Genomic DNA, 13,235 nt, shown 5'->3' on the forward strand with positions numbered 1-13,235 from the left:
TGCTAGGCAAGAGCGACTTCAATGGAGCCGCACTTGTCCGACCTATCTTTGTCGCGGATATGTTTCGTATCGAACAACACCCCAGCTGCTGATGAAGCCGCTGCAAGGCTACGCCTCGCTTATGGCGCCCATGAACTGGCTGACGCCGACGTCGTTGTTGCTCTCGGCGGCGATGGCTTGATGTTGCAGACATTGCACCAGGTGATGGGCCAGAACATCCCAGTCTATGGCATGAACTTCGGCTCGGTTGGGTTCATGATGAACCCATACAATGAAGAGAACCTTCTCGAACGCCTCAACGACGCGCAGCGGACGCATATCTATCCACTGTCGATGACGGTCACGGATCAGTCCGGCGAGACGCGTTCGGCACTCGCCATCAATGAAGTGTCCCTGTTCCGCTCAACCTACCAAGCCGCGAAACTGCAGATTTTGGTCGATGGCGAAGTGCGTCTGGAAGAATTGATTTGCGATGGCGCCCTCCTCGCAACGCCGGCCGGGTCCACCGCATATAACCTCTCTGCGCATGGTCCGATCCTGCCCATTGAGGCTCCGCTGCTGGCCCTTACCCCAATCTCGCCGTTCCGCCCACGCCGTTGGCGCGGTGCCATTCTATCAAACCGCGCAGAAGTCACGTTCCTCACGCGTGAAAGCGACAAGCGACCTGTAAGCGCCGTGGCAGACAATGTGGAATTTCATAATGTTGCATCTGTGAGCGTACGCGAAGATCGAACACACGCTGTAGCGTTGATGTTTGATCCCGGCACCAGTCTGGAAGAGCGGGTCCTAACGGAACAGTTCCGCTTCTAGGCCGCCGGCAGCGCAATGCGCTCCTCGGCTGGCGCGGGGAGCGCGAACGCACCTATGCGGTGTTCTGCAAAAGCCGAAACCACACCTCGCGCGGCTTGTCGCGCTAAGGTGATATTTTGCTCACTCAAATACCCGAACGCTTCTTCAAGCTCGAATGGGATGTCGTTCGAATACTCCGCCAACAGCTCTTCAGTCAGCGCGGTAACCACATAGTGGCGCGCCGACACATCGTCAGAAAGATCTGTCATACGGGCGTGTTGAATGAACCGCACCATCAGCCCCACGACAGATGGTGCCAACCCAGCCCGCGCAAAAAGTGCCGCGACCGTTGCACGTCCACCGGAGTTGAGCACGGAGAACACCTTCTCAGTCCGCACGCCTGCCAAATGCCCTATGCAATCGGAGAAGAAGAGCACGCGGCCATTGACCAGCGCGTGCAGCAGAGTGCGCGTGTTGAGGTTTTCGCTAACGGCAAGGTCATCCACATAACGCGTGTCACCGTCACTCGCCTCGCCGATCACTGAAATAGCCGTATCAAGACTGTCGCGAAGTATTTTATTGAGACGCCCACTCGGCAACGAGCCCTTCACGACCCGACAAGACTTCAGCCCCTCAGCCACAGCGCGAATGAGAATTAGTCGCCCTTGTGCCGGCAAGTCATGTCTCGCCAACAATGCACCGCGGACCTGTGGGTCACCCGAATGGCGCATCGCCAAAGCCAGAAGCACCTCAGCAGGCGCAGCGACCTCTAACCGCCGCAACAGCAACAAAGAGACTTCGCGCTGTTCGGCCTCTAACATCATTCCCGCTAGCCGCGCGCTAATAGACCGACGCTGCGCAATCGCGACCAGGTCAGAAATTTCGCCTCGCCGGATCAACGGAGCAAGATCCGCATCGATTAGAACGGGCGAATATTGCAGCACTGCCCGCGAGATTACCGGGCTATCGCCCAACAACGACAAGATGACAGGACGCGGAGCAGTGTCAGCGTGCAGTAGCCCATAGGCCAATGCGGCTCGAACTTTAACCGATGGATCATCGAGAAAGCCAATCAGGGCCGCATAAAGCGCTGCGTGTTCTTCGGCATGCCCACGATGGTCGAGATAGGCCAAAGCGGCCAGATGAGCGGCATGACCACGCGCATCACTGTCTGCCGATTGACACAGCTCAGCAAAGGCTTGGTATCCGACCATACACTTCCTCCAGTACTAGGAAATGAAAGTACTGTCAGAAGTTTAAGGAAGCGTTCACCATAAACGACGGCAGCGCGGATACTATAAAATACTTATGCGCTTTGCCTGATCGCTAAAACTTACTGGCTATAGAGCTGCGTGAAGAATGCGGCGCTGCCGTTTCCCTCATCAGTCGCTGCTTCTGGCTCTGTTCGAAATAGACCAGTAAAAGACATATTCGCCGGAGAAAACCGCGAAGGAACAGCAGGCTCAATTGGTTTCGTTGGCGTGGACGAACTGATCTGCTGCGCTGCAAAACCAGCATTGGGCTCGGCATTATGTTTTGCTACAAGCACCTGATAAACTTCACGAATAGTACGTGGCTTACCTGAGCCGTCATAAAATATCGTTTGGTTGGCATTCGCCTGCTTAGGGAACAGGTTGACCGCAACTTGCTCGGGATTTTGCAATCCCGCCTGGAACATGCGCTCCGCGCCCTGTGCACCCAGAAAATGCGCGATATAGAGTTCGCCAGCGCTAGGCATACGCCCAAACGCGGTCTTCAGAAAATCGCCATTTGACCGCGTGAAGGCTGCGGCCAGATCAGCTGCAATCTGTGGGTTCTCGCGCAAAGCAAGAATCTCGGCTTTCTTCCGGGGATCTCGAACGGCGTAATCGCCATCAGACGTGCGTGTGATTTCGTCGGCGTACCGCTGATAGCCAAGCCGAGGGCCGTCGGTTTTCATCACCTGCAGCCAAGTCCCTTCCAGAAACTGGAATAGACCAACAGCTGACGATGTTCTGGCCTTGGCACTGGGATTGAGACTGCTCTCACGCACTGCAGTCTGCAGCAAGTAGCTGAAATCCACACCGCTTTTTTCCCCCGCAGCAGTGAGCGCGTTGACCAAATTCTGGGGAATTGAAACGGGTTTAATGCCCATTCGATCGAGCGTGTCCTGTGAATCAGCTTTCCCAAGCCTACCACAAAACACACAGCAATATTTCGTTAACTTAAGGACACGCCGCAAAACTGTGCGAGTTTTAGCCCTCGTAATACGAAACGACCGATGTCAAATCCGGACGCGGGCGCTCCTCAGGCGTAACACTCGGCGTGCCGATGTGAACGAAACCGACAAACTGCTCACCCTCTTTCGCGCCAAGCATGCTCGCGGCTTCCTGATCGAAGGCAAACCAGCGTGTGATCCACGACGCTGCATAGCCATGGGCATGCGCTGCGTGAATGAGATTGAACGCAACATTGCCCGCAGAGAGCACCTGTTCGAGTTCTGGCACCTTGGGGTGCTCTTGCGGACGCGAGATCACACCAATGGTGAGCGGCGCAGGCAGGAAACGCTTCCGCTCGACGTCCAATGAAGCGTCGTCATAGGTGGGAAAGCGCTTCCGAGCGATCTCAGCCAAACGCTCGCCGACAAGCGCACGAGCTTCCCCTGCGTAAACCATCAGCCTCCAAGGCGTGATCTTACCGTGATCAGGGACGCGCGTTGCGATGGTCAGAATAGTATCCAGTTCGGCCTGGCTCGGGCCAGGTTCATTCAGAAACCCAAGGCCGACCGAACGACGAGTGAGGAGATAATCGCGCAGCGCAGTGTTGACGGCCATGATGGTTCCTTTCCCAATGCTCGTGCAATAGTCCCCCACTGCCTGCGCGCCAAGTCTTTCCTGCGGCAATCTTGGGCAAAGCGCTGCGCCCTGTTCCAAAATGGCGTAGGGTATGACACAGCTTTTCCGCAATGATTGGTTAGAGACGACCTGAGAGTCGCCTGCCCTGCGTTCCTTGGGAGACCTTATGCGTTTTGCTCCACTCCTAGCGATATTGGCCGTCCTGCTGACTGCCGTTCCAACAGCTATGGCTCCCGTCGCCAGCTATGCCCAAGCTAGCGCCGAAATCCCGCCCCTACCGCGTCCCCGCCCGGATCGGAACGCGCAGCCGGAAGAAATGAGCCCCGAGCAGGAACGCGCTGCCGTTGAGGCACAGGCCGCAATTGAAGCTGCGGCCGACATCCCTCAGCCAGTGACGCTTAGCGCTCGGATAATCGAAGGCGGCACCCCGATCACCGAAGGCCTTATCTGGCGCGTTTTTGAGGGCAACCCCGATGAAAGCGGCGAGATGGCATTGGTTGCCAAGGCGGAAACCGCCAATGCTCGCATCGAACTCCGTCCCGGCGAATACATGCTTCATGTCGCCTATGGACGTGCTCAATACAGCGAATCCATAACAATCCTGCCCGGTGGTATGCAGAAGGACGTCATTCTGAATGTTGGCGGACTGCGTCTGCATTCTGCCGTTACCGGTGACATCCCCATATCGCCGCAGCTTTTGACATTTGAAATTTACACCACTGGAGACGGCGCCAATCGCGCGCTGATCGCTGACGGTATCCGCGCGAACGAGATCGTCACCCTCAATGCGGGGACCTATCAGATTGTCTCCCATTTCGGCACGATCAACGCCGAAGTGCGTGCAGACCTGCGCGTTGAGCCCGGTCAGATGACAGACGCTACGCTCTACCATCACGCAAGCGAGGTCGGCTTCAAGCTCGTTTCTGAAACAGGTGGCGAGGCTATTGCCGACGTCGAGTGGACCGTTAAAGACGCCACCGGCGCCACGCTCTTTACAGATCGCGGAGCCTTTCCGAGCACCGTTCTCGCTGAGGGAGATTACAGCGTCCTCGCCAAATTAGGCGATCGGGTGTTCAATCGAGATTTCCAGATCATCCCCGGAAACTCGAACGAGATCGAAGTCCTTACCTCGATTTAACTATGCTAAAGAATGCGGCCTCTCAGGCCGCATTTTTGTCTTTAGTGTCATATAGTCCAATCAGAGATAGGATCGAGCTGATCCACTGTGAGGAGATATGGCATGCCCAAGCTGAAAACGGCGCCCAAATATGTGGCCGTTTCCTTAGCAACACTTGCGCTTTGCGTTTCAGTGCAACCCACATTCGCGCAAGACCAGTCCACCGAGACAACGGCACCCACCGACACGTCCGCCGACACGACAATTGCCCTGACGTCTCTTGTGGCGGTCAACTCCTCCCTAGACGATGACGGCCTTCGTGCGGCCATTAGTGATGCCCTCATCGGTCACCAAAACGAGCTCCGTGAGTGGAACGCAGATTCTCTGACGATCCCCGAGATCCTTGTCACAATCGCGCCTAAGACCAAAAAGGCGAAGTCGACCACGATCACCTACAGCGATGTCGTCCTGACCAATGTACGCGCTGGTACCGCGGAGACGATGACCATTGGCGCGATTGCCACCTCGAACAAGCACGGCGCGATCCAGGTCGACAGCCTTACTTTCGATAACATTAGCCTCGCCAATATCGCCCGTACCACCACGCCAAGCGTAGCAGCGGAAGACACATTTTATCCGCTTTACGGCAACTTTAGTATCGCCGGAGCAAGCCTGAATGCCGACGATACCGAATGCGCGATAGGCTCCATATCGGGGGCAGACGTGCAGATGCGCCCAGTAGGAGAAGCGGTCGCCAATTTCATCAAGCTTGCCGATAGCGACATTTGGGACGGAAGCGACGATCTAGCGCTTCTGGCACCCCTGCTCACCAGCTACGCGCATCTGGTTACCTCTGTAAAATCCGGCCCGTCGGAAATCGAAGATTTCTACTGCCGCGAAGTGTCCGGTGACGACGAAAACAAGTTCAACGACCGCGTCGATATCGAGACGATTTCGATCGCCGCGATCGAGCCGGGCTTCTCCCCGGCCGTGACGGCAAAAAACATTCGCGGCACCTTCGAAGACGAGAACCACCTCTCGATCACTGAAATCTCCTCCAAGCCTTCTGACTTCTCCGACATCATAGCGGCGATCGAAGCGGCTCCGCAGCCGATCACCGAAGAATGGATGGACACCAACCAGCGCCTGCTGACGCCGAACTTTGCAGGCCTGTCGTTTACGGGCTTGGAACTCGATTTCGTCGACGACGAACCCTTTAAGCTCACCGTCGCAGATTTCGACCTCACGCTGGCCAATTACATCAACGGAATTCCGTCGAAGGCCGACATCTCTGCCAACAATATCATCGTCAACATTCCTGAGAACGAGAGCGATGAACTTCTATCGATGATGCTCTTGGCCGGTCTCACCGAAATCAACGGCAGCTTCCGTGTTGCCGGAGAATGGACCGAAGCGGACGAGGCGATCACCCTTGAAGAGATTTCCTTCGACCTCAAAGATATGGGCTCCGTGAAACTTGATGGCCTGCTCGTCAACGCCTCGCCAACGCTCTTTGACGTCGACTACATCAAGGCACTCGCCGCCAGCCGTGCTCTCGCCCTCAGCACCCTCAATCTCTCCACGGTCGACAACGGCATTGGCGAAGTGGTTCTCGCAGCCGTCAGCGGCGAAATGGGCGCCGACGCCAACGCCATGCGCCCGGTTTATGCGGATCTGGTGAAAGGTACGATCATCGCCTATCTCGCCGACCTCGCAGACGCGGCGGATCTCGGCGATGCTGTCAGCAAATTCGTTGCTGGCACAGCCAAGACGCTGAACATTGGCATTTCGGCCAAATCAGAAAACGGCATTTCGCTTGAGGAATTTGAAGCGGCGGAAGACGATCCAATGGCCATTCTGGCCAAGATCGACGTCACTGCCAACGCGCAATAAGACAAAAGGGGCCGATCAACCGGCCCTTTTTTTGTTACGCTACAGCTTGCGCAGCAATTTTCAGACCCCACGCAAGCAGCTCGTCTGCCCGCTCTCTCGTCGAGCCCTCAACATAAACACGCAGTTCCGGAGCATTCCCCGAGACGCGGAAATGCACCATGTCGGCAGAACTTGTGCGGAACTGTAGTCCGTCAATATGAGAAAACCCGGAGATACCATGCGGCGCGAACACCTGCTCCGCATAGGCGCGATCTTCGCCTAGGCGCTTCAAAAACGCGCCGCTCTTCTCGCTGTGCACGTCTTGTAACCGATCGGCAACAGCATGCTGCAACGGCAAATCAGCGACGACTTCTGCCATGGATTGCGTCGCAGCTGCGGCCAACCCAAGCACTGCAAGAATAGGCAGAACAGCATCACGTGTTTCAAGAGGCGCTAGGCGCTTACCGTTCACAAGCACACCCTGCCCCACAAATGTCCCGCCGTTGGCCTCAAAGCCGATAGCAGGCCCTTCGGCGCCCTCAAGTTCGGCCACCACATAAGGCGAGCCCACGCGCGTCCGAACAACGCTTTCAAACAAGCCTGTCCGCTCAATGGCAGAGTTCGAGGTCACAGGGGTCACAACAGTCTTGGCCGCGCAAAACTTGGCCGTCAGCAGGCCCAAGACGTCACCGCGTACGAACGCGCCGGTGTTGTCCATAAGAAGAGGACGATCCCCGTCTCCGTCTGCCGACACAATGGCATCGAGCTCATGTTCATCAAGCCACGCCTTAAGGGGCGCAAAAATGGCGTCGCCAAAGGCTTCCGTATCCACCGGGACAAAGTCGGTCCTGCGTCCAAGGCTCAGCGTTTCCGCCCCATGATGGCGCAAGACCCGGTGGAGAATATCGCGCGCGACTGTCGAGTGTTCATAGACACCCACACGCAGACCGTTGAGGGCGCCAATCGGCAGAATGGGCTCAAACCGAGCAATATAGCGCTCTGTCGCCGCGCCAAACTCATTTGCAGCACCATAGCCAGCGCCATCGATATCATCGTCCTGCAGCGCAGCGAGAATACCCGCTTCGTCTGCCTTCGAAATCTCGCCGGTCGGAACGTAGAATTTGAGCCCGTTTCGATCCGCCGGAATATGACTACCAGTCACCATGATCGCTGGCGAAGCATCGCTCATCGCATGCAGCGCCAGCGCTGGCGTTGGAACCGCTCCACAATCGACCGGCGTCATCCCCGCAGCGGTGACAGCAGCGGCGCAGTCCGCCAAAATGTCTGGGCTGGACGCGCGGAAGTCGCGGGCCAGATAGACTTTCCCACTCGTCGCAGTCCCCGCCTCTTTGAGGTAACGCAGGAAGGCGGCCGTATACCGCCTTGCAGCATTGCCCTGCAGATCCGTTACCAGCCCCCGTAGCCCACTGGTTCCGAACTTCAAGCTATTGGCTGGCGAGGTCATAGAGAGTTCCTGCTCAAATCGATTACGAATGCAAATACCGAGACTTATGGCAGACGGCTGGGTTTACCAAGGCCGAGATAGCCCAAGCCATGCTTGGCCACATCGGCTTCGCGGTAAACATTTCGCAGATCAACCAACAGACCGTCCGACATACGAGACTTCAACTGTGCAAGGTCTAGCGCACGAAATTCGTTCCACTCTGTGACCAAAACAACCGCGGACGCGCCGTCTGCAACCTCATATGCCGTATCGACCAGTGTGACATTTGGCAGGAGCGGTCTTGCCGCAGCCATCCCCTTGGGATCATAGGCCCGCACATGAGCACCAGCCGCTTCCAGACCCGCTATGATGTCGAGCGATGGCGCATCGCGCATGTCGTCTGTTTCAGGCTTAAAGGTGAGACCCAACACACCAATGGTGCGCCCGGCCACCGAACCACCACAGGCCGCAATAACGCGTTGCGCCATAGCGCCCTTGCGCGCCACATTGACGTCGACAGTCGCCTCAACCAACCGCATCGGGCTCGCATGCTCTCGGCCCATTTGCACCAGTGCCTGCGTATCCTTGGGGAAGCACGATCCGCCAAAGCCCGGTCCGGCATTGAGGAACTTCTCGCCAATCCGACGATCCAGCCCCATGCCCCGTGCAACTTCTTGCACATCCCCGCCAGCCGCTTCGCACAGCGAAGCCATTTCGTTGATAAAGGTGATCTTCATCGCCAAAAAGGCATTGGCCCCATACTTGATCAACTCAGCTGAACGACGGGACGTGAACAGGAGCGGCGACGAGTTGAGATTGAGCGGCCGATAAACCTCTGCCATCACAGAACGCGCGCGTTCATCTTCCAAGCCGACGACAACACGGTCGGGGTGTTTAAAATCGGCAATCGCCGCACCCTCTCGCAAGAATTCGGGATTGGAAACGACGGCAACATCGGCCTCGGGATTGACCGAGCGGATCAACCGCTCGACTTCGTCACCCGTACCCACGGGCACGGTGGACTTGGTGACAACCACCGTGAAGCGTGTGATCAACGGGGCAATTTCCCGGGCAACATCGTAGACATAGGTCAGGTCGGCATGTCCGTCACCGCGGCGCGCCGGAGTGCCAACCGCGATAAAAATCACGTCAGCTTCGGCTACAGCATTGGCCAGCGCAGTGGTGAATTGCAAGCGTCCTGCTTCCACATTGGCAAGGACAATCTGATCGAGACCGGGTTCGTAAATCGGGATGATGCCGCTTTGTAACGCGGCAATCTTGGCCGCGTCTTTATCGACGCAAGTTACCGAATGGCCGAAGTCTGCGAAGCACACGCCGGACACCAATCCCACATAGCCCGAACCGATGACCGTGATCTTCATTGACTAGTCCCTCAATCGTCAACATTTGGCCGTCCGCGCATCTGCTTAATGCCTGACCGCACAGCTTTACCTTCCACGCGTCGCTTCTTGGACGCAAGGGTTGGACGGGTGGCGATACGCGGTTTCGGCGGATAAGCGCCCTCGCGGATAAGCGCAACCAGCCGTGCCACCGCTTCGGCTCGGTTCAGCGGTTGATCGCGGTGGGAATTGGAGGTGATGACGATGACGCCATCTTTGGTCAGGCGACTGCCCGCCAGATCGGCGACCCTACGCTTGACCGGGTCAGGCAAGGACGGGGAATTGAGAAGATCAAAGCGCAGCTGTACGGCGCTCGCCACCTTATTGACGTTTTGCCCGCCCGGCCCCGAGCCGCGAACAAAAGTCTCGTCAATTTCCGAAGGATCAATCCGAAGGCTGCGGGTAATCTGAATAGGCTCAGCCATGATTACCCCCTCCTAGCCTCCCCCGCTTGCGGGGGAGGAACACATCCTGCCGATTGGCAAGACCACGCCATCAAACCGTTCTACGCCTCCCCCTACCAAGGGGAGGACGGGAGGGGGTTATAAGCCCCGGCGAAAACCTACCGCTTCCAACGACCTGAGAAATACACTTCCTCGTCGTGGATGATACGGCCCTTTTCGGTGGTCCGGAACTTGCCCGGCTCGACCTCTTCAATCCACTTCTTCTTGAGCATGACGGCGAATGTCTTTTCGCCGACATCCTTGAAGTCGTCGGGGCCCATCACATTGCTCTCCCCCATATGGTAGAGAGCTTTCATTTCGCGATTAGACGGACGAAGTGGCATTATTCAGCCTTCGCCGCAGCAGCAGCCTTCAAATCCGGCGCGGTAGCCTCAGCCATCAGATCGACCAGCGCGTCCATGAACGGACGGACCTGCTGACCTTCAGTACCAAGACGGCGCACCGAAACATTGCCTTCTTCCGCTTCACGACGGCCAACCACAAACATCAGCGGCACCTTGTTCACCGAGTGTTCGCGGACCTTGTAGTTGATCTTTTCGTTGCGAGCGTCGATTTCGGCACGAATGCCGGCATCGCGCAGCTGACGGACCAGCTTCTCAGCGTAGTCGTCCGCTTCCGACACAATGGTCGCGACCACAACCTGGGTCGGGGCCAGCCACATTGGCATCTTGCCAGCGTAGTTTTCGATCAGAATACCGATGAAGCGCTCTAGCGAACCAAGGATCGCGCGGTGCAGCATCACGGCATACTGACGCGAACCATCCTCTGCCACATAGGTAGCGTTGAGGCGTTCTGGCAGAACATAGTCAAGCTGCAGCGTACCAACCTGCCAAGAACGACCGATCGCATCCTTGAGGTGGAATTCAAGCTTTGGCGCATAGAAGGCGCCTTCGCCTTCAGCGATTTCAAAGTCATAGCCAGTGGCGCGCAGAGCATCGCCCAGCGCCTTTTCAGCCGCATCCCAACGTTCGATGGTGCCACCGAACTTTTCCGGACGCGTTGCGAGCTTGATCACCACATTGCTGAACTCCATGTCCTTGTAGACGGAGTACAGCAAGTGCACGAAGTGCTCGGTTTCGCTCTGGATCTGGTCTTCACGGCAGAAGATGTGCGCATCGTCCTGCGTCATCTGACGCACACGCATCAGTCCATGCAGCGCGCCATGCGCTTCGTTGCGGTGGCAGCAACCAAATTCGGCCATGCGCAGCGGCAGATCGCGGTAGGACTTAATGCCCTGATTGAAGATCTGAACGTGGGCTGGGCAGTTCATTGGCTTGAGCGCCAACAGGTCAGCACCGGATTCAAAAATCGGCTGATCATCTTCCGTGTTCGGCACCTGATCGGGCACAACGAACATGTTTTCGCGATACTTGCCCCAGTGGCCGGACTGCTCCCAGAACTTGGCGTGCATCAGCTGAGGTGTTTTCACCTCAACATAGCCGGATTTGTCCAGACGGCGGCGGATATAGGCTTCCATCTGGTTGTAGATGACAAAGCCACGTGGGTGCCAGAACACCGAACCCTGCGCTTCTTCTTGGAAATGGAACAGGTCAAGGTCGCGGCCGATCTTACGGTGGTCGCGCTTCTCGGCTTCTTCCATCATGGTGACGTAAGCTTCGAGGTCTTCCTTGGTCGCAAAAGCGGTGCCGTAGATACGGCTCAACACTTCGCGATTGCTGTCACCGCGCCAGTAAGCGCCCGCCACCTTGGTCAGCTTGAAGGCCGTACCAACGTCCTTGACCGAACGCATGTGCGGACCGCGGCAAAGGTCGATCCACTGACCCTGCTTATACATCTTCAGCGACTGATCAGCCGGAATAGCGTCAACCAGTTCAACCTTAAAATGCTCGCCCTTAGCGCGGAAGAAATCCTTGGCCTGATCGCGGGTCCAGATTTCCTTGGTGAATGCAGCGCCACGATCAACGATCTCAGCCATCTTCTTTTCGATGACGCGCAGATCGTCTTCAGTGAACGGACCTGCCGGACGATAGAAATCGTAGTAGAAGCCGTTCTCAATCACCGGACCAATGGTCACCTGCGTGTCAGGCCAAAGTTCCTGCACAGCTTCAGCCAGCACGTGAGCGGCGTCGTGGCGGATGAGTTCGAGCACGTCCGCCGAACCGGAATCGCGCGTCACAAACTCGATCTTGCCGTCAGCGTCGAGCGCGTCAGAGAGATCGGCCAGAGCGCCGTTCCACTTCATCGCGACAGTCTTCTTTGCCAGCGACTTGGAGATCCCTTCCACGATCTCGGTGCCGGTAGTGCCGCGCGGAAATTCGCGAGCTGCACCATCGGGGAATGTCACCTTGATCGACATTTGAAGTCTCCAGAAATTTTTGGTTTGAAGCAGCCTCCACTGGGCTGCAAGGCGGCCTGAATAGCACGGTTTTTCGTTTCTGCCAGCCCGCAGCGGTAGTTTAGCGCAAAGCTGTGCGCGGTTTCAGCAGAAAGCCGCTCAAATTTAAGCCCTACCCCTCCGCTCTTGGGGCAAAACCTATTTCCAGCGCCCATAGCGCCAGGGCGCATACCAAGCGCCAGCCGGCAACGCCTCCGGCACTGGATCATAACCATGTGAGCCGCCCGGGCGACAACGCCACAGCCGCGCCGCCCCCATCCAGCCCCCCGGCCAAAAGCCAAAGCGCCAAATACTATCTCGGGTAAACTCCGAACATGTTGGAAGGTGCCGGCACGTCCGCCCGGTGAATGCCGAAAGCGTATAACGATAGAGCGTAATGAGAAAAACCGCCGCAAACTTGAAAGGCAGATCGATTACGCGCCACGTAATATCGATGAATCGATGCATCAGCTTTGCGCGCCATGAGCTTGTTTTGACTCAGCATTCTCCACCGCAGCCAACACAGCTTCAAATACCAACATGGTGGAAGCGTGCCTGTGGGGGAATGCTCGTACCGGCTCAAGATATGCCAGATCGGCCCACTTCCCAGCTGGCACAGGCCCCTCAACGGTCAGCATAGCCAACATCGTATCGCGCAGCACTGAGAACTCCGCCACCGTCGTACCAACGATCTCTCTGGCAACAACCGATGCTGAAGTTTGCCCAAGAGCGCAGGCGGAGACTTTGTGGCCATAACCAGTGATCACGCCATTCTGTATGGATAGGTCCACTTCGATTAAAGACCCACAGACCTTCGCGACCTTCCGCGCTGTGCCATCGGGCGCTGCCAATCGCCCCGGATTTGGCGCGTTTGCCGCCAGATCAAGGATCTTTTCTGAATAAAGATCGTTCAATTCCATCAGCGAGACAGTTTCTTGTTCCAATAGCGTCTGCACCTTATATAGGTGGGATAAATGCGG

Annotated in this window: 13 protein-coding genes; 3 read left to right on the forward strand and 10 right to left on the reverse strand. The window is 56.9% G+C overall.

Going from position 1 to position 13,235, the window contains the following annotated elements; translation table 11 throughout:
- Nucleotides 1-33 precede the first annotated feature (33 nt).
- Nucleotides 34-810, forward strand: a complete 777-nt coding sequence (locus JHL21_RS03480; protein WP_254081904.1) for an NAD kinase — start codon at nt 34-36, stop codon at nt 808-810.
- Here JHL21_RS03480 and JHL21_RS03485 read toward each other — a convergent pair.
- The 3 genes from JHL21_RS03485 to JHL21_RS03495 form a co-directional block, all read right to left on the reverse strand.
- Nucleotides 807-2,003, reverse strand: coding sequence for a DUF2336 domain-containing protein (locus JHL21_RS03485; protein WP_200211897.1), 1,197 nt, complete (start codon nt 2,001-2,003; stop codon nt 807-809). The genes JHL21_RS03480 and JHL21_RS03485 overlap by 4 nt on opposite strands.
- Before the next feature lie 119 nt (nt 2,004-2,122).
- Nucleotides 2,123-2,923, reverse strand: coding sequence for a transglycosylase SLT domain-containing protein (locus JHL21_RS03490; protein WP_200211898.1), 801 nt, complete (start codon nt 2,921-2,923; stop codon nt 2,123-2,125).
- A 100-nt stretch (nt 2,924-3,023) separates the two neighbouring features.
- A complete protein-coding gene (locus tag JHL21_RS03495) occupies nt 3,024-3,602 on the reverse strand; it encodes a nitroreductase (RefSeq protein ID WP_169195004.1) in 579 nt (192 codons plus the stop codon).
- 187 nt (nt 3,603-3,789) lie between these two features.
- Here JHL21_RS03495 and JHL21_RS03500 point away from each other — a divergent pair, with 187 nt between their 5' ends.
- Together JHL21_RS03500 and JHL21_RS03505 are read left to right on the forward strand one after the other, a co-directional pair.
- Nucleotides 3,790-4,761, forward strand: a complete 972-nt coding sequence (locus tag JHL21_RS03500) for a hypothetical protein (protein WP_200211900.1) — start codon at nt 3,790-3,792, stop codon at nt 4,759-4,761.
- A 102-nt stretch (nt 4,762-4,863) separates the two neighbouring features.
- Nucleotides 4,864-6,633, forward strand: a complete 1,770-nt coding sequence (locus JHL21_RS03505) for a hypothetical protein (protein ID WP_200211901.1) — start codon at nt 4,864-4,866, stop codon at nt 6,631-6,633.
- A 34-nt stretch (nt 6,634-6,667) separates the two neighbouring features.
- On the opposite strand, the gene JHL21_RS03510 is transcribed toward JHL21_RS03505, so the two are convergent.
- The 7 genes from JHL21_RS03510 to JHL21_RS03540 all read right to left on the reverse strand — a co-directional run bounded on the left by JHL21_RS03510 (nt 6,668) and on the right by JHL21_RS03540 (nt 13,199).
- Nucleotides 6,668-8,077: a phosphomannomutase gene (locus JHL21_RS03510; RefSeq protein ID WP_200211902.1), complete on the reverse strand. Its 1,410-nt coding sequence runs from the start codon at nt 8,075-8,077 to the stop codon at nt 6,668-6,670.
- 44 nt (nt 8,078-8,121) lie between these two features.
- A complete protein-coding gene (locus JHL21_RS03515; protein ID WP_169195008.1) occupies nt 8,122-9,438 on the reverse strand; it encodes a UDP-glucose/GDP-mannose dehydrogenase family protein in 1,317 nt (438 codons plus the stop codon).
- 11 nt (nt 9,439-9,449) lie between these two features.
- Entirely contained in the window at nt 9,450-9,881 is a 432-nt protein-coding gene (arfB, locus tag JHL21_RS03520; RefSeq protein ID WP_182393991.1) for an alternative ribosome rescue aminoacyl-tRNA hydrolase ArfB, read from the reverse strand.
- 137 nt (nt 9,882-10,018) lie between these two features.
- Complete coding sequence (locus JHL21_RS03525) at nt 10,019-10,243, reverse strand: hypothetical protein (RefSeq protein WP_169195010.1); 225 nt, start codon at nt 10,241-10,243, stop codon at nt 10,019-10,021.
- Nucleotides 10,243-12,237 (reverse strand): threonine--tRNA ligase, encoded by a 1,995-nt coding sequence (gene thrS, locus JHL21_RS03530; protein ID WP_200211903.1) that lies wholly within the window; start codon nt 12,235-12,237, stop codon nt 10,243-10,245. Before thrS ends, JHL21_RS03525 begins: the two co-directional genes overlap by 1 nt.
- A gap of 177 nt (nt 12,238-12,414) precedes the next feature.
- Nucleotides 12,415-12,723, reverse strand: a complete 309-nt coding sequence (yidD, locus tag JHL21_RS03535) for a membrane protein insertion efficiency factor YidD (RefSeq protein ID WP_200211904.1) — start codon at nt 12,721-12,723, stop codon at nt 12,415-12,417.
- Nucleotides 12,723-13,199 (reverse strand): iron-sulfur cluster assembly scaffold protein, encoded by a 477-nt coding sequence (locus tag JHL21_RS03540; RefSeq protein WP_367948150.1) that lies wholly within the window; start codon nt 13,197-13,199, stop codon nt 12,723-12,725. The genes yidD and JHL21_RS03540 overlap by 1 nt, the downstream gene beginning before the upstream one ends.
- Between the last annotated feature and the right edge of the window lie 36 nt (nt 13,200-13,235).

Origin of the sequence: Devosia sp. WQ 349K1, assembly GCF_016595685.1 — a bacterium.
Lineage (GTDB): Bacteria > Pseudomonadota > Alphaproteobacteria > Rhizobiales > Devosiaceae > Devosia.